This window comes from Amycolatopsis minnesotensis (assembly GCF_039529815.1).
In the GTDB taxonomy this organism is placed as follows: Bacteria; Actinomycetota; Actinomycetes; order Mycobacteriales; family Pseudonocardiaceae; genus Amycolatopsis; species Amycolatopsis minnesotensis.
Map to the genome: position 1 here is coordinate 1 of NZ_BAAANN010000001.1, position 16,897 is coordinate 16,897.

Here is a 16,897-nt window from a genome sequence, read left to right on the forward strand (position 1 = left end):
AGCCCACAACTCATCCGGCACCAGCCGCCGGGACAACGCATCAGCCATGGCAACGATCATGCATCATCAGCCACAACATCCATACGAGACACGCTCTTAGTGAGAGAACTGCGTACCGATTCGAGTTGGTGAGCAGGCGAGATCCCGACCTGAGCCTGCTGATCGGCGGGCGGATAGCCGACCGGATCAGCGTCCGCGCGCGGAGATCATGCTCGGGATCGAGGTGGGCTGCCCCTGTCGCCGAGCACGGGCCTGGCGTTTCGGTGCAGGTGGCGACCACCTGCGGCAACCCGGTCGCCGCCGCCTGGACGATGTGCTCGGCCTAGCCGCCGCGATCGCCGTGGTGTTCCTGATCAACGCCAGGCCACAGGATATCCGGTCCGAAGAGGACGAACCGCTTTCGTGGTGACCCGGGCAGCTATGGGCAGCCTGGAGACGAAGTCGACGGCACCTAAGTGGGGCAGGCGCGATGATGAATCGGGTGACAGGGGGAAGCGCCCGGCCTAAAGTAGATTGTCGCTCGGCCGGGCACGGCGGTAAGTCGAAGGTGGCCCGCCGATCGGCCGAGCTGGTGCCGTTTCCTCGTCGGCGCCAGCCGACTCGATGATGTAGGCGATGATCTCGGTCGCCGGGATGCCGATGGCCGCGGCCTCCGTCAGCATCGGGTCCACGAAAGTGGCGTAGAAGAATCGGGGGCGGTCGGCCATGCTGAGCTCCCTTCGGGGAAATCTGGTTCGACATCTCGAAAGAGTAGTCTTGTTCCGCTCGGCTTCTGCCGAACCGCACAGGGGGCAACGCGGGGAATTATTCACGCTGGTGGCAGCGGCACCGAACGTACCCACTCACCCCGGGGTGCGGCGAAACAGTTGTTGTCGATTCGCCACAAAACCATCGTGCACTCTCCGTTCTCCGTGCTCATCCTGGGACAACTTCGTTCACGGCACAGGCTTCTGATATCTCCTCCGGGTGTTGGCCGCCCGGCTCGACGGATACACTCCTTTCGGAGTACCAGTCTTTGGTCCGGGCCGCTAGGGCATCGACGATGCCTGGCGAGAAGGGCGTACTGGTCTCCGGATGTCGCGGGCTCGCTGACCTGAGATGGCTCGCCCTCGCCGCCGATACCGTTGTGCGGAAGGGGGCGGACGAGCCCGCGGAGGCCGTGCCCGACTACTGAATGGCAACTGATTCCGTAGCAGGAGAGGACGGCGACCGTTCCGGCGAACCTCCGTGGCCGAGGCCGGACCCGCGCCGGCCGGGTCAAACTCGACGCACTGTCCAAAGTGGATGTAATGTGACTGCGTGCGGAGTTGCTGGGCCGGGAGGCCGCGACGGCATGCCCGGGTGGAGCAGCGGCCGCGGTGGCGGCCGCACCGCGAGTGCGGCGTGGCCTCGTCACCACCCGTCGACCGCGTCGAAGAACGCAGGTTGCGAGAGGTGAAGCTGGTGGAGCCGTACCCTGCGCCTTCGACCCCGCGCGAACTCGCCGCACGAGTGGCTGCTGGTGCCACATCCGGTCGCGGCTCGTCGCCGCAGGGCACTCCGCACGACGGGGTGCACGGTGTCGACCGTCAGTGCGCCTGGTCTGCTCGGTGTCCTGCCTGCCGGGAGATTCCCGCACGGTACGTGGATCTCGGTTGTCGTCCTCGCCACGGCGTCATCGGCTGGACCGCACGCAAGCCGATCTTTCAGCGACGTGCGGTCCCGCCCGAACTGGTGAAACCGTTCTCGGTAGTGGTTCCGCCCTGCGGCGATGCGCGGTGAGGTTTGCCGCGACCACATGTCGCGGCGCCAGATAACGAAAAGAGCGCCGTCGGCCGCGTCACCCTTCGAGGGACGGTTGCCGGTCGTCCGTGCCGACCTCCGACGAGGGCGGGGCCCCGGGTTCCGGGATGCCGAGCGTTGCCGCCGCCGCCGCGTCGTCCAGGCTGCTGACGATCCAGGTGAGCAGATCCTGTTCGGCGTTCTTGGCCGCCTTCAGCCAGCGTTCCTGCTTATCCGTCGGGAAGTTCACCAGTATCTTGCGCACGGTGACGTCCTCGGTCTTCTGGAGGGAGTTGCGACCGGCCCTGACCCGGTTCCTCAGTTCGTTCCTTGACCAGCCGAACTTCTCGGCGCGGTCGAGCCACTCGTCCTGCTGGTGCTCGGGCAGGCTGGTGAGCTCGGCGTGGTGCTGGAAGCTCAGCGCCGCCCGTCGCCGCGTGGCCGGGTACCTCCTGGCCACCCACGCGTAGTTCCGCAGCGTCTGGTAGTCGAGCTGGGTCTCCATGATCGCGCGCTTGTAGCGGTTCGGGTACTCGGACTGGCCGTAGATGAGCCAGTCGCCCAGCCACCACGCAGACGAGTCCGAGATGACGAAGATCTCCCGCCCGACCCGTCGCCATTCGTCCAGCGACATGCTCGGCGGGAGTTGGAGACTCGTGCGCCTGGTCAACGCCGACCTGTTCGGCGGCTCCGCCGTCGCGCCGTGCACCGGGTGACGGGCGCCATTGGCGACGGGAGCGCCTGTGCTATCGGAGTGTGGTCTGTGATTGACCGGAAAATCCCCCAAATGGCCGATATTAGTGGAATTAGGCTCGTAGTGATTCCTGGATCTATGCACTCTACCTCCCCGGTAACCCTGCGTGCATGTCACGGGAAATGCCACCCGTTCGAACCTCCCCAGGCGGTTGACGATACTGCCAGGGCGGACGGAACGTGACAAGGCGCGCGAAACATGGACGCCATTGGCGTGTCGGTGCACAGTTTTGGTCGGTGTCCGCTGACGTCGACCGATTGCGGATCACTTGGGGCACGGCCGCCGGATCCGGAGTCGTCCGGCGCGGATCGCGCGGCCACATCCTTTTCAATCTTGGGTTAAATGGGGGTGCGGATTCCCGCTAATGCCGGAATTCCTGCGCCGGAAGGGGAGGTCTCCAGCGCAGGAATTCCGCTCGTGACCGGCGCGCCACGAGTATTCAGCGAAGCCGTTACGACCCGTGTCGCGGCCAATCCGCCGAGTCGCTTCGCCTGGCGAGGACCACCATGCCCACACCGGCGGCACGCAGGTCTGGACCACCGTCCGGAGGTTCTCCGAACAGGAAGCGCGTCTTGCCTACCCTCCCGTGCTCGCGGTCGGGTGGCGCGGCGCGCGGCGGATCAGGTACCGCATCGCCACACCGGTGACGGCGGAGGTGATGACGGCGACGAGGACGAGCATCGTGAAGCCGAGCGGGCTGATCAGGCCGTGGCGGAGCCCGATGGTGGCGATGACGAGCTCGGTCACGCCCCGGCAGTTCATCAGCACGCCGACCTGGAGCGCCTGTCCGCGGGGAAGGCCGGCGAGCAGCGCGCCGCCGCCCGCCCCGGCCAGCTTGGTGAGCTGGGCCGCCAGCAGGACGCCGGCGAAGAGCAGCCAGTGACCCGCAGTGCCGCCGAGCAGGCCGATCGAGGTCTGGAGCCCGACCCCGGCGAAGAAGAGCGGGAGCAGGATCAACAGGGTGAAGCCCTGCAGCCGGTGGCTGATGCGGTCGACGGTCGGGGAATCGCGTGGCACCGCGGTGCCGAAGAGGAAGGCGCCGATCACCGGGTGCAGGTGGATGGTCGTGGTGAGCGCGGAGAACGCGATCGCGCCGGCGACGAGCACGACGGTCAGCAGCTGCTCGGAGTGCATCCGCCGGACCAGCACGGCGAGTGCGGGGCGGACGCAGAGATAGGTGACCAGCACCAGTGCCACCGCGAGCGCGGCGACTTCGAGGCCACGCCCGTCACCCTCGCCGGTGCTGGCGAGGATGAAGGTGAGCACCAGCCAGGCGAGGCCGTCCCCGATCGCCGCGGACGAGACCGAGAGGGCGCCGACATCGGTGCGGTCCTGGCCGAGGTCGAGCAGGATCCTGGCCAGCACCGGCAACGCCGTGATGGCGAGCGCGAGCCCGAAGAACAAGGCGTACATCGCCGTCGTGGCACCGTCGCCTGCCAGCGCCGGTGTGGCGGCGAGTGCGATGCCGACACCGGCGGCGAAGGGCAGTCCCATGCCGCTGAGGACGACCGCACCGACCGCGCCCCGGCTCGGGATGCGGTCGGTGCGCAGTTCGCAGCCGAGCAGGAACATGAAGACGACGAGACCGAGCTGCGCGGCCTTGTCCAGGTTCTCGACGACCCCCGCGGGGAACAGCCAGGCTGCCGCCTCCGGCCACACCAGGCCGAGTACCGAGGGACCCAGCACGAGGCCACCGAGGATCTCGCCGAGCACGGGCGGCTGCCGCAGCTTGCGCAGCACCTCGCCGAACAGGTGGCTGACCACCAGGATCACCGCTACGGCGAGCAGGAACCTGGTGGTGAGGTCGACGGGCTCACGGCCTCCGTCGGCGTGGAACAGCGCTGATGCCGGCAGGATCACGGCGGCGGCCAGAATGACCAGACCAGCGCCGATCCGCAACCAGGTACGCCGGCGAGCGGGCGTGGCCCGCCTCGCCGGGGTGCCCGCCTCCGCCGTCATGCCGGGTGCGGCGCCGGGATGCCCGGAGCCGGTCCGCCGTGGAGCCCGGTGCCGTGGTCCGCCGGGCCGGAGAACTCACGCATCCCGTACAGCAACGGGTTTCCCCAGCCGGCCTGGACGCGGGTGACGCGGCCGAACACGACGGTGTGGTCGCCGCAGGACACGGTGTCGGCCACCCGGCATTCGGCGATGGCGCAGGCGTCTTCGGTGAGCCAGGGCAGGCCGGTGCCGGCCGAGGACAGCCAGCCGACGTGGTCGAAGCGGTCGGCCCGCGCCGAGGCGAAGAGCTCCGCGGTGCGCAGCCCTCCGGTGTGCAGAAGGTTCACCGCGAACCCGCCGCTGTCCCTGACCGCGGTGAGCGTTCCGCTGCGGTGGCCGAGGCAGATCAACAGCGTGGGCGGGACGAGGGTGACGCTGGTCAGCGAGTTGCAGGTGAGCCCGTGCGGTCTGCCGTCGCCGTCGATCGAGGTGACCACGGTGACACCGGTGTAGTACGTGCCCATGAACTCCCGGAAGGCCGCGGCGCCGCCGCCTTCCGCGCCCGGCTCCGTCGTCCCGTTTTCCGGGTGGCTCGCGCCGACCCCCATGGTTCCCCCTTCGGTCACGGGCCGCTTCACCAGTCCGCTCAGTCGTTGACGCTGGCGAGGTACTCGTAACAGCTGGGCAGCGTGGCGACCATCTCCGTCGCTTCGGCCCGCAGCCGGGCGAACTCGGCTCGCGCCAGCCCGGCGTCGATGTGCTCGAGGGCCGGTTGCGGGGTGCGGGGAAGATGGCCGAGGCCGAGGTTCATCGTGTTCCACGAGTAGCTCTCGAAACCGTGGTAACGGGGGTAGACGGTCTCTTCGTCGAGCAGGCGGGTCTCGGCGATGGCCATCCGCTCGCGCAGGCCTTCCGGCATCGCGCGCAGTTTCGCTTCCTTCCAGTAAGGCGTGTCTTCGCGCTGCGCTGCCTTGTAATGCAGGACGAGGAACTCCTTCACACCGTCGACCGCGTGCGCGACGCGGGCGTTGTAGGCGCCGACCTGCCGCGGGTCCCACCGCTGGTCGGGGAAGTGCTTGACCAGCTGCTCGATGGCGTGCTGGATGAAGAAGATCCCGGTGGACTCGAGCGGCTCTACGAACGCGCTGGAGAGTCCGATCGCCACGCAGTTGCGCACCCACGACTCTTCGTTGCGCCCGATGCGCATGTGGATGTGGTTGGCCTCGAGCTCGTCCTTGCCGGGGGCGACCGCGGCGCGCAGTTCCTGCTCGGCTTCTTCCGGGGTGATGAACTCGTCGGAGTAGACGTAGCCGTTGCCGTTACGGCGGAACAGCGGAATGGTCCACCGCCAGCCCGCGCTCATCGCGGTGGCCGTGGTGTAGGGGGCCATGTCGGTGGCCTCCTCCCTCGGCACCCGCAGCGCGACCGCGCGGTTGTTGGGCAGCACGTCCTGGAAGGATCGGAACTTCGCGCCAAGCGTCTTGTTGATCAGCAGGCCGCGGAAGCCGGTGCAGTCGATGAACAGCTCACCGGCGATGTCCCCGTGGGAGCCGGTCCGCACGTGGCTGATCCACCCCCGCGAGTCCTGCCCGACCTCCTTGACGTCGTCGACGACGTGCTTGGCGCCCAGCCGGGTGGCATACCCGGCGAGATAGCGGGCGACCTCGTCGGCGTCGAAGTGGTATGCATACGGGAACTGTGCGCGCTGTTCATCCAATGTGGACTTGGCGAGATCGCCGTCGAGACCGGCGACGAACAGCGACCCGTCCATCAGCCGCGGCGCGCGCTTGGCCTCGCAGAGCGCCGAGGTGATGAAGCACGAACGGTCGAACGGCTTGCTCCGGTCGCCCAGCGCCAGCCACCAGTCGGCCAGCGAGAAACCCTGTACCGTCCGCAGCCTTTCGAACGGGTGGTAGAAGTGCTCGCCCTGCCTGCTCCAGTTCTCGAACCGGATGCCGAGCTTGTAACCACCGGCGCACTTCGGCAGCCAGTCGGCCTCGTCCAAGCCGAGGTAGTCGAAGAAGTGCCGCAACGTGCTGAACGTGGCCTCGCCGACACCGATCCGCTTGACCTGGGCCGATTCCACCAGCGTCACGTCAACCCGATCGGCGAACGCCGCCTTCAGGTAGCTGGCGGTCATCCACCCCGCGGTACCGCCGCCGACAATAACCACAGACCGGATCATTCCTGAACTCCTTAGCAGTCCTTTTCGAGCACCCTGGAGCGGGCTGGTTCACGCGATCCGCACTTCGGGGACGTACAGGATCCATTTGCCTTCCGAAACCGGAAGGTCTGCTCCTTGGCCATGTTTCCTCGGCCGGTGCGATGATCGGGGCCGCGTAAATCATCGCACCGGAAAGACTGCCGAAAGAGCAAATCGAATGAAGCGCAAATTGTAGTCAGCGTGGATAAATGTTGTCAACGGGTGGAATTGCCGTGCTTTTGACGGCGGGTGGTTACACCAGTTCGAAGACGACGGTCCCGGCGAGTGCGTCGTTCCTGTGCGTGTTGACGCGGTTCCAGCCGCTCTGGTCGAAGACTTCGTCCCATTCGCCAGCGGTCGGCAGGTACACGCCCATGAGCGCGTGCCCGGTCTCGAAGCCGAGGGTGAACACCGGTATGCCGTCATCGGGCACGTCCACGATGCGAACGGTATCACCGAGCAGGAACCGCTTGACACTGGGAAAAAGTTCGCGCAGGCGGCGCAGTGACCGGACGGCGTCGTCCTTCGGCCACAGGTCGTGTCCCATCATGAAGCAGGTGAGCAGTTCGACCTCGGCGAACTCGGGGCGTGGCAGGAGTTCGCGGACGTCGGCGCGCAGGAACGAGATGGACTCGGCAAGTCCTCGGCGCGCCACTTCGGCGGTGGACATTTCGATAGTCTCCGCCGAGATGTCCAGGCCGAGTCCGCGGACACCGGGATACTCCTGGACGACCTTGATCAGTCGCTCGCCGCTGCCGGAGCCGAGGTCCGCGACGGTGGTGAAGGAACTGCCCGCTCCTGCCATGGCGCGCCAGAAGAGCGGGTCGAAGAACTCGGTGTTGGCTTCGCGGCTGGCACGGCTGATCGCCTGCTGGTCCCGCTGGTGGAACTCGCCTGTCCGGTTCTCGTTGCGCAGCAGGGCGGGCATCCTGGCGAACAGCTCCCATGAGCCCTGGCAGAGCCAGTAGAAGAGCGCTTTCGACCGGTATGCGTCGTCGAAACCGGGGCCGGGCAGGACCTTTCCCGATTCGCGGACGACCACGCCCACCGAGGCCAGTGCGCGGAACATCGCCGTCGTCGCGGCCGGGTCGAGGTCGTTGCCCGTGGCGAAGCCCTCGATGTCCAGCACACCTCGCTGGTGGAGTTGTTCGAGGCCACCGAGTTCCCAGGCCGCACCGATCGCGGTGGCCGCCACGGCGGAGTTGAAGATGTCGGCGGCTGAGTCGCCGTGCCTGCCATTGCCATTGCCGGTGCCGGTGTGGGTGCTCACGTCAGGGCCTCCGTATCTCGGTCGTCGTGGTGCTGACTTCGGTTGCGGACGGCGGGTTTCACCCGGTCGTCGCGCACAGTGCGGTCCGGCTGCGCTCGATGCGCCGCGCGGCGTCCTCGACGATCTCGGCGGCCTTGTTGAAGGCGATCCGCACGAAGTGCTCACCCGCCGGCCGGTCGTGGTAGAGCAGTGTGCCGGGCGCGATCAGCACCCCGGCGTGGTCGAGCAGGAGCTTCACGTAGGAGTCGCAGTCGCCGCTGGTGACCGGCCGGATATCGGCCATCAGGTAGCAGCCGCCCTCCGGCCTGCCGCAGGCGAGCCCGACACCGGTGAACGTTTCGAGCACCCTGTCCCGCAATCGCTGCAACTGGGGCGCAGGCCGCCACGCGCCCTCGGCGAGGATGCCCGACTCGAGCACCGCCCGCTGAAGCGGCGCCGCGGTGCCGCCAGTGGTCGAGATGTGTACCTGCCGGAGGACGCTGGTGTGCGCGGCCGCGGCGCGCAGGAAGCCGATCCGCCAGCCGCTGAGCGCGTGGCTCTTGGAGAGGCTGCCGACCACGATGCTTCGGTCGGCGAGCCCGGGCACCTCGGCGACGGAGAGGTGCCGCCTGCCGTCGAAGGTGTAGGCCGAGTACACCTCGTCGCTGACCAGGGTGACGTTCCACCGGGTGCAAAGTTCGGCGAGCTGGTCCAGTTCCGCGTGGCCGAAGACGCGGCCGGTGGGGTTGTGCGGGGTGTTCAGGATCATCGCCCTGGTCCGCGGGCCGAAGGCGGCGGCGAGCTCAGCCGGGTCGAAACGCCATTCCGGTGCGTGCAACCGGACGAATCGGGGCCGGGCGCCGGTGAGCGCGATGGCGCCGAGGAAGTTGTCGTAGTACGGCTCCGGCACGATGACCTCGTCGCCCGGATCCACAGTGGACAGCAGGGCCACCAGCATCGCCTCGGTCGCTCCCACCGTCACGGTGATCTCGGTGTCCGGGTCGGCGACCGGCCGCAGCGAATCCGCGATCCTCGCCCGGAGCAGGGAGTTTCCGGACGGGTTCTCGTACTGGTTCACGCCGGCGCGCAGGGCGGCGCAGGCCGCCTCGATCGCCTCGTCCGCGGGCAGGGGAGCGGCGGGAGTGCCGGTGGCCAGGTCCAATGAGCCGCGTGCGTGGCCGTCGCGAAGGAGCGCTATGAGGCCGCCTTCCGGTAGCTGCCGGACGCGATCAGCGTACGCCCCCCGAATGCGGCCGGAAAAATCATCACCGAGCCTGTTCATCCGTATGCCTCCATGATGCTTTCCGGAGCCCAAGGCGCCCCATGCTCCCGAATCCGCATTCAGGATGTCCTCGGTGCGGTTGTCGAGCAGCAATTCCTGCGCGTTGCGCCGGGCGAAACCGGTGATTCGGAATTTGGCCAAGCAAACCAGATCTGCGGGCCAAGGACAAAACGTGGTTGGCGGCGGCTGTCCCGCTGGCGGGACAGCCGCCGCCCGACGTGAGGGCACCATCGAACTCGTCCGGTAGCGCCCGAATCGCGAGGTGGTGCCGAGGATCGTCTTCCGCCGCGGCGCTTCGGAGATGACGGCAGTCCCCGTGCTCCTGGTGGCGATGCAGGAGGTCCTCGGGCAGCGAACGCGAGTTGGCAGACGCCGCACGAGAGGACACTCTCGACGATCTCGAACCCGCGGGCGCACCGGCCGCCGGCGCCTCGTATCACCATTTTGATTACGTCGTCATGGTGCGGAGAACATCTCCCGGGTCGCCGCATTTCCGGTGCGACTGCACGATCTGATCATGCGGGCATGCTATATATTCACCCGGCACCGGGGTGCTGCGCTGGCGGAGTCCGCTGATCTTCGATACGCCCATAACCCAGTTTGGTGCAAATCCGGTAAGACGGCCGTGCAATCCGGCCTCCGCCATCCAGCGCGGTGGGAATGGACCCACAAGCTCGCCGTGAACGTAATTATCCGACGTCCCCGCCGGGACATCGGGAGAATCGGGCAGGAATCCGTTGCCTTATGGACAGAGCCTCGGGGGGCGTCGAATGGGGGCGTCCGAGGTCAAAAACTGCGCGGCCTGCGGTGCCTCGATGCGCCATGAGGCGGACTCGGGTAAGCCGGGCGGGCTGTACTGCTCCAACGCCTGTCGCCAACGCGCCTATCGGAGCCGGATGAAGACGACGAGCCTCCGGGGCTCGGTGTCGATCAGCTTGCAGACACAGATGAACAGCAGCTTCGTGGGCAGGGTCGAGGAGCTGGTCGAGGTCACCCGCCTCGTCCGCGAGTCCCGCCTGGTCACGTTGACCGGCCCGGCGGGAGTCGGCAAGACACGACTCGCCGGTGAACTGGCCATGCGGGAACAGCGCGGCGGCCGATGCGAGGTCGTACCGGTCGAACTGGCTTCGGTGCTCGGCGGCGAGCAGGTCCGGCAGCGGATCATGGCGGCGTTACGAGAAGCCGGGCAGCGCGGCTCGATCGCGAACCAGCACGCCGCGGGTCACTATCGCCTGGTCGTGCTGGACAATTGTGAACACGTGCTGGGTGACTGCAGTGCCGCTCTGGTCGGAATACTGGCCGAGTACCCGCAGGTGAGAGTGCTGGCCACCAGCCGCGAGCCGTTGCGCCTGCCCGGTGAGGCGGTCTTTCTGTTGCGGGGCCTGGTTCCCCTGGAACTGGGGGAGGACTCGTCGGTCACGGACCTGATCCGGCTGCCCGCGGTGCGCCTGTTCGTCGATCGCGCTCGGGCGTTGCTGCCGGAATTCCAACTCACCGAAGAGAACGCCGCCCAGGTCGGTTCCGTGTGCACGCGGCTGGACGGTTTGCCGCTGGCCATCGAAATGGCCGCCGGACTGGTCCGCGCGTTCCCGGTGGCCGAGATCGAACGTCGCATGGACGACCGGCTGGATCTGCTGGCCGGTGGCTGGCGGACGGCGGAGCCAAGGCAGCACAGCCTGCGCAGCGCACTGGACTGGAGCTACCACCTGCTGACAGCCGGTGAACAGGCACTGTTCCGTGCCCTGGCCGCGCTACCCGGCGGATTCGGCACGGATATCGCCACGGCGGTCGCCGAGGGCCAGGGCATCCCGATCGGCCAAGTACCGTACCTGCTGGTCGCGCTCGAGTCCAAGTCGCTGATCGTCACCGCGCCGAAGGACCGTGCGGGTGCCCGCTTCCACATGCTGGAATCCGTCCGGTACTACGGTCGCGAGCACCTGCTGACCAGAGGTGAGGAGGACCGCGTCCACGAACTGCTCCTGCACTGGCTGATCAGTGCCACCGGCGAGTTCCCGGAGACGGGCATCCTGACCTTGCCTGCGATCGTTCGCCTGACGCTGGAGGAGGAGACCCTGGCGTTTGAACTGGACCGGTTGCACGGCAGTGCCGACGAGCGCCAACTGCTGCTGGCCGCGGCCGCGGACGTGCTGGGAATGCTCAAGGACTGCCCGCTTCATGGCTCGTGGCGACTGCCCCGTGTGCTCGGCCTGGTCAGCGACGGCTCCGGGTACCGATCGGTCGGACTGGCTACCGAGGCCGCCCTCGCCGCGTGGCGTGGCCAGCACGACGACGCTGAGCGACTGGCCACGATGGTCCTGGCGGACAGCGGAAACGACCATCACGACCGAATGCGGGCCCTGCGCACGCTGATCGGGTTGACGCGGGCCGGCCGGCCCGCGCTCACCGAGCTACGGCGCTGCCTGCACGCCAGCCGGGAGGCCGACGACACCGCCCTGACGGCCTTGTGCCTCTACACGCTGGCCGCGCGATCGGCGCTGTGCGAGGACGAGGACACGGAACAGAGCGAGCGGTCACTCCGGGACGCACTGAGCCTTTCGTCGAGCTGGAACCATCTGTCCGGCCCGTTCCGCGCGTTGCTGCACGCGGCCGGGACGTCGGTGCTGGAGACGGGTGACGGACAGTGCGCCGAGGAGTACTTCACGCACCTGTTGCGGGAATCGGAACACCCGCACCACAAGGCGTTGGCGTTGGAGGGTTTGGCGGTCGCCGCGGTGCACGGGCGGCGCTACGAGCGCGGTCTGCGGATGTTGGCGGCCGCGGAGTCGATCAGTAGTGCGGACAGCTGGCCAGCAGGCCACTTGTGGCGCGAGCGGGTCAAGACCGCGACTGCCAGGGCGCACCAGGCGCTGTCCCCGACGCGATCGGATGCGGCCTGGTCGTTCGGCCGGGCGCTGACCCCGCAGCAGGCGGTCCACTACGCGTTGGGCACTCAGCCGGCGGCGTCGACGAGAGAGCTAGCCGAGGAGACACTGAGCGAGCGGGAATGGAAGGTAGCCGTTCTGGTCTCCCATGGGCTGACCAACCGGCAGATCGCGGCTCGTCTGTACGTTTCGGTTCGCACCGTCGAGACACACGTCCGCAACATCCGTACGGCACTGGGACTCAACACCCGGGCCCACATCGCCGCATGGACCGCCGAGCGACGCAAGCGTGCCGACGACAAAGAGGCCGAAACGAAGTCGGTGGCGGTCTGACTCGAGAGCCCCGCGCTCGCGGCGGGCAGTTCGACGAGGGGACCGTAACTGTGGTGAATGCCGGTGGCGGCGCGGGCCGCACCCACTAACGTCAGCGTGACGAACGAGCGCGAAGGAGCGACGGCATGAACCCCTTCGACGACCCTGACGGCGAGTTCGTGGCACTGGTCAACGACGAGGGCCAGTACTCGTTGTGGCCCACGTTCAGTCCGGTGCCCGCAGGCTGGATCACTGCCTTTGGCCCGGACCGCCGCGACGCGTGCCTGGCCCACATCGAGCGTAGCTGGACCGACATGCGCCCCCACGGCCTCGTGCTGGCCATGGAGCAGCGGGGCTGAGTTTTCGCATCGGTGGACAAGTGGACGCGCTGGGCGATCTGCCGCTTGGAGCCAAGTGCAGCCCTCGCGCGACGGCCACCCGTCGCCTGCCATGTCCGTGCGTAGCGTCCGGCGTCGCGATGAACACGCCGCGGCAGCCGCTACCGCCCGCTTATGACCACCGGCAGGGGACCGGACCGGCCCTGGTTTTTCCGCACTACCGGGGCGGATCCGCCCGCACCTCGGACCTCGTCGACGCGATCACGGCCTTCGCCCCAGCGGCCGGACCAACCGCGCGGCCGGAAAATCGGATCACCGACCAGATTTCCCGCCGCGTGACAGCGCGAGGCTGAGGCCCGACCACCTGCAGGCCGGTGCGCGTTCCCGCAACCATTTCACCGCGAGGCATCGCACCGCCCAATCCGCTCGCGGTGCCGTAACGGCGGGAATTGCGGTCGTGACGGGGCGGCCCGCTCACTCACGATGATCAAGACCGGAATGCGCGTGGACGCGGGAGTAGGGCATGAACCTGATCGATGACCGGGAATCAGCTGCCGACTTGGCCGCCTACGCGGCGTTCTTCGAGATGGCCGAGGCGATCGGTCTCTCCGGGCTGCTGGACGGCGGACGGCCGTTCACCCTCGACGAGGTGGCGGAGCACGGCCGGGTGAGCGGAACGGGAGCCGCGGCCTTCACCGGCGCGCTCCTGGCCGCGGGACTGCTGGAGCCGGGCTCGCATCCACGGGAGTTCGTGCCTGGCGCGGACATGGCGGGCCGCCGCTACCGGGCCGGCTACGTCTCGTGGTCGATGACGGCCAACCGGCCCTACCTCGACCACGCCGCGGAGATCCTGCGTGAGCCCGCGAGCGCCGGGAATCACCCCCGCGATGGGCGCAAGGTGGCGGTGTCGTCGAGGTGGATCGGATCGTACGGCTTCTACCCCGGGGTGGCGGACGAGATTCTGAGCCGCAAACCGCAGCGGGTGGTGGACCTGGGCGCTGGCGCGGGCGCGCTGCTGATCAGGCTGCTGACCGAGCTGCCGGACAGCACCGGCGTCGCGCTGGACCTGAGCGCCGGTGCCTGCGCGGAGGTCACTGCGGCGGCCGGGAGGGCGGGGGTGGGCGACCGGCTCGACGTGGTGCACCGGCCGATCGAGTCGCTCCTCGAGGATGCTTCGCCGGTGCGGGACGCCGACCTCGTGCATGCCGGTTTCGTCATCCACGACACGCTGGCCCAGCCGGAGGTCGCCGAGGGAGTGCTGCGGTCCTGCCGGGAATCGCTCGCCCCGGGCGGCAGCGTGATCATCACTGACGCGGTGCCCTATGCCGGCGGCGCGGAGCGGGCGTTCAGCGCCCTGTTCTCCTATCTGCACTCGGGATCGATGAACGTCGAGCTGCCGTCGGAAGAGCAATGGCGCGCACTGCTGCACCGAGCGGGTTTCGCGGAAGTGACCGTGACGCGGCTGGGCATGCCGGGCGCCCGCATGATGGTGGCGGCCGGATGAGCGCGGAGACCGTCGCGCGGACCCGGGCGAGGGCGCTGCACACCGCCAGGGCGACCCGTACCGCGATCGCGCCCTTCACCGACGAGAACCCGGAGCTGGGCCTGCGGGAAGGCTACGAGATCCAGCGTGAGCTGATCGCCCTGCTGCTCGCCGACGGCGACCGGGTGGTGGGCTACAAGGCGGGCCTGACCTCGAAGCCGATGCAGGCCATGCTCGGGGTCACCACCCCGGACTACGGGCCGGTGCTGGCGTCGACGGTCCACCCGGACGGCGCGCGGATCGACCTCGGTGACTTCATCGCGCCCCGTGTCGAGGCGGAGATCGTGTTCCGGCTGGCCACCCCGCTGCGCGGCCCCGGGGTCACGGTCGAGCAGGCACGCGCGGCGGTCGGCGAGGTCATCGCCGGACTGGAGATCGTCGACTCCCGCATCGCGGGCTGGCGGATCCTGCTCGCCGACACCGTCGCGGACCTGGCGTCGAACGGGGCGGTCGTGCTGGCGGACGCGGTGCCTGCCAAGCCGGACGACGACTACCGGCTGCTCGGCATGGCCTTCTCCCGTAACGACGAGCTGGTCGCCACGGGCGCGGGCGCGGCGGCGCTGGGCGATCCACTGGCGGTGGTCGCCTGGCTGGCGAACACTCTCGGGGAACACGGCGTCGTCCTGGAGGCCGGCCAGCTGATCATGACGGGGGCGCTGCACGCGGCCGTGCCGCTCGCGCCCGGCGACAGCTTCGTCGCGGAGTTCGACCGGCTCGGCACAGTGCGCCTGGACGTCGCGGCAGGGGAGGGCAAGCCGTGACCCCTCCGATGCGCGCGGCGGTGCTCGGCGCCGGCCTGATCGGCGTGGGCCTGGCGGATCTGGTGCACCGCTCGCCGCTGCTGGATTGCGCACTGGTGGTGGCCCGCGATGCCGACGCGGCCGGGCTGCGGAAAGCTGCGGACCTTGGCGTCGCCACGACCGGCGGCGGGATCCGGGCGCTGCTGGAGCACGACGAGCCGCCGCGGATCGTGTTCGACGCGACGGACGCTACCGCGCACGCGGAGCACGCCGACCTGCTGGGCGGCACGGGCACGCTGCTCGTCGACCTGACGCCGAGCAACGTCGGGCACATGGTCGTGCCGGGGGTGAACGACGCCGACGCGCTGGAGCACCCGGACTTGAGCATGATCAGCTGCGGGGGCCAGGCCGTGGTGCCGCTGCTGAACGCGCTAACCCAGGTGAACGACGCCGAATACATCGAGATCGTGACGACGGCGGCCAGCCCGGGGGTGGGCCGCTCGACCCGGCTGAACCTGGACGAGTACGTCGCCACCACGCAGGAGGCGGTCACCCGGTTCGCCGGGGTGAAACAGGTCAAGGCGATGCTCAACATCAGCCCGGCCCGCCCGCCCGCGACGTTCCGGGTGGCGGTGACGCTGGTCGGCGCGGCACTGGACGAGTCTCTTGTGCGCGAAGCCGTTCTCGCCACCGAGCAGCGGATGCGGACCTACGTGCCCGGCTACCGCGTCGCCGCGTGCGTGGTCGGTGCCGAGGAGGCGTTCGTCGCCGTCGAGGTGAGCGCGACGGGCGGGCGCATACCGGCCTACGCCGGGAATCTCGAGATCATCAACTCCGCCGCCGTGCGCGTGGCCGAACTCTATGCGGGGCAGGCATGACCGTCGTCATCTACGACCCGACGCTGCGCGACGGCCACCACGCCGTACGCCACCAGCTCGACGCGGAACAGCTGCGGGAGTACGCGCAAGCGGCCGACACGGCCCGGATCCCCGTCGTGGAAGTGGGGCACGGCAACGGACTCGGGGCCTCCTCACTGCAGGCCGGCCCGGCGAAGCTCTCCGACGAGGAGATGCTGGAGACGGTCCGGGCGGCGCTGCCGAACAGCAAGATGGCGGCGTTCCTGCTGCCGGGCTGGGGCACGACCGCGGACCTGCGGATGGCCGTGGCCAAGGGCGCGGACATCGTGCGGATCGGCGCGCACTGCACCGAGGCGGACATCACGGAGCGGCACCTGGGCTGGCTGCGCGAGCAGGGCGTCGAGGCGCAGGGCGTGCTGATGATGAGCCACATGGCGGACCCGGCCCGGCTGGCGCACGAGGCGGCGAAACTGGTCTCCTACGGCGCTGGGGCGGTCGGGATCATGGACTCGGCCGGGCATTACCTGCCGGAGGACGTGACCGAGCGGATCACCGCCATCCGCGAGGCGGCGGGTGTGCCGGTCCTGTTCCACGGCCACAACAACCTGGGCATGGCGATCGCGAACTCCGTCGCGGCAGTGCGGGCCGGGGCGACCATCATCGACGCCTGTGCCCGCGGTTTCGGGGCCGGCGCGGGCAATACGCAGCTCGAGGTCCTGGTCCCGGTGCTGGAGCGGCTCGGCCACCCGACGGGCATCGACCTGTACGGCCTGCTGGACGCGGCGGACGTCGCAGGCCGGGTGCTCATGCCCGCACCGCCCACGATCGACTCGGTCGGCGTGGTCAGCGGCCTGGCCGGGGTGTTCTCCGGTTTCAAGGCCAGGGTCCTCGACGTCGCGCGTCGCGAGGGCGTCGACCCCCGCGACGTCTTCTTCGAGCTGGGCCGCCGCCAAGCGGTCGCCGGCCAGGAGGACCTCATCGTCGACGTGGCGCTGGCCCTGGCGGGCCGCGGCGCGACCAGCTGAAAAGGAGTTCGGC

15 protein-coding genes are annotated in these 16,897 nt (G+C 68.8%); 8 read left to right on the top strand and 7 right to left on the bottom strand.

Going from position 1 to position 16,897, the window contains the following annotated elements:
* Nucleotides 1–208: 208 nt before the first annotated feature.
* Nucleotides 209–409, top strand: coding sequence for a hypothetical protein (locus tag ABD256_RS00005; protein WP_344411893.1), 201 nt, complete (start codon nucleotides 209–211; stop codon nucleotides 407–409).
* 94 nt (nucleotides 410–503) lie between these two features.
* Here ABD256_RS00005 and ABD256_RS00010 read toward each other — a convergent pair whose 3' ends face one another.
* Complete coding sequence (locus ABD256_RS00010; RefSeq protein ID WP_344411895.1) at nucleotides 504–707, bottom strand: hypothetical protein; 204 nt, start codon at nucleotides 705–707, stop codon at nucleotides 504–506.
* Between the two features lie 335 nt (nucleotides 708–1,042).
* Between ABD256_RS00010 and ABD256_RS00015 the strand changes: the two genes are divergently transcribed.
* Nucleotides 1,043–1,174 (top strand): hypothetical protein, encoded by a 132-nt coding sequence (locus tag ABD256_RS00015; protein ID WP_344411897.1) that lies wholly within the window; start codon nucleotides 1,043–1,045, stop codon nucleotides 1,172–1,174.
* Between the two features lie 645 nt (nucleotides 1,175–1,819).
* On the opposite strand, the gene ABD256_RS00020 is transcribed toward ABD256_RS00015, so the two are convergent.
* The 6 genes from ABD256_RS00020 to ABD256_RS00045 all read right to left on the bottom strand — a co-directional run bounded on the left by ABD256_RS00020 (nucleotide 1,820) and on the right by ABD256_RS00045 (nucleotide 9,187).
* On the bottom strand, nucleotides 1,820–2,740 hold the full coding sequence (locus tag ABD256_RS00020; RefSeq protein ID WP_344411899.1) for an LmbU family transcriptional regulator: 921 nt from the start codon (nucleotides 2,738–2,740) through the stop codon (nucleotides 1,820–1,822).
* A gap of 351 nt (nucleotides 2,741–3,091) precedes the next feature.
* Nucleotides 3,092–4,474, bottom strand: coding sequence for a cation:proton antiporter (locus tag ABD256_RS00025; RefSeq protein ID WP_344411901.1), 1,383 nt, complete (start codon nucleotides 4,472–4,474; stop codon nucleotides 3,092–3,094).
* On the bottom strand, nucleotides 4,471–5,079 hold the full coding sequence (locus ABD256_RS00030) for a flavin reductase family protein (RefSeq protein WP_344411903.1): 609 nt from the start codon (nucleotides 5,077–5,079) through the stop codon (nucleotides 4,471–4,473). Before ABD256_RS00030 ends, ABD256_RS00025 begins: the two co-directional genes overlap by 4 nt.
* Nucleotides 5,080–5,099: 20 nt before the next feature.
* Nucleotides 5,100–6,638: a tryptophan halogenase family protein gene (locus ABD256_RS00035; RefSeq protein WP_344411905.1), complete on the bottom strand. Its 1,539-nt coding sequence runs from the start codon at nucleotides 6,636–6,638 to the stop codon at nucleotides 5,100–5,102.
* A 271-nt stretch (nucleotides 6,639–6,909) separates the two neighbouring features.
* On the bottom strand, nucleotides 6,910–7,926 hold the full coding sequence (locus ABD256_RS00040) for an SAM-dependent methyltransferase (protein ID WP_344411907.1): 1,017 nt from the start codon (nucleotides 7,924–7,926) through the stop codon (nucleotides 6,910–6,912).
* 58 nt (nucleotides 7,927–7,984) lie between these two features.
* A complete protein-coding gene (locus tag ABD256_RS00045) occupies nucleotides 7,985–9,187 on the bottom strand; it encodes a pyridoxal phosphate-dependent aminotransferase (protein ID WP_344411909.1) in 1,203 nt (400 codons plus the stop codon).
* Between the two features lie 947 nt (nucleotides 9,188–10,134).
* On the opposite strand from ABD256_RS00045, the gene ABD256_RS00050 reads away from it, so the two are divergent.
* The 6 genes from ABD256_RS00050 to dmpG all read left to right on the top strand — a co-directional run bounded on the left by ABD256_RS00050 (nucleotide 10,135) and on the right by dmpG (nucleotide 16,884).
* Complete coding sequence (locus ABD256_RS00050) at nucleotides 10,135–12,402, top strand: ATP-binding protein (RefSeq protein WP_344411911.1); 2,268 nt, start codon at nucleotides 10,135–10,137, stop codon at nucleotides 12,400–12,402.
* A gap of 125 nt (nucleotides 12,403–12,527) precedes the next feature.
* Nucleotides 12,528–12,740 (top strand): MbtH family protein, encoded by a 213-nt coding sequence (locus tag ABD256_RS00055; RefSeq protein WP_344411912.1) that lies wholly within the window; start codon nucleotides 12,528–12,530, stop codon nucleotides 12,738–12,740.
* Between the two features lie 502 nt (nucleotides 12,741–13,242).
* Complete coding sequence (locus tag ABD256_RS00060; RefSeq protein WP_344411914.1) at nucleotides 13,243–14,223, top strand: class I SAM-dependent methyltransferase; 981 nt, start codon at nucleotides 13,243–13,245, stop codon at nucleotides 14,221–14,223.
* The gene (locus ABD256_RS00065) at nucleotides 14,220–15,023 is read left to right on the top strand and encodes a 2-keto-4-pentenoate hydratase (protein WP_344411916.1); all 804 of its coding nucleotides are present in this window, start codon (nucleotides 14,220–14,222) and stop codon (nucleotides 15,021–15,023) included. Before ABD256_RS00060 ends, ABD256_RS00065 begins: the two co-directional genes overlap by 4 nt.
* On the top strand, nucleotides 15,020–15,880 hold the full coding sequence (locus tag ABD256_RS00070; protein WP_344411918.1) for an acetylating acetaldehyde dehydrogenase: 861 nt from the start codon (nucleotides 15,020–15,022) through the stop codon (nucleotides 15,878–15,880). Before ABD256_RS00065 ends, ABD256_RS00070 begins: the two co-directional genes overlap by 4 nt.
* On the top strand, nucleotides 15,877–16,884 hold the full coding sequence (gene dmpG / locus ABD256_RS00075; protein ID WP_344411920.1) for a 4-hydroxy-2-oxovalerate aldolase: 1,008 nt from the start codon (nucleotides 15,877–15,879) through the stop codon (nucleotides 16,882–16,884). Before ABD256_RS00070 ends, dmpG begins: the two co-directional genes overlap by 4 nt.
* The last annotated feature ends 13 nt before the right edge of the window (nucleotides 16,885–16,897 follow it).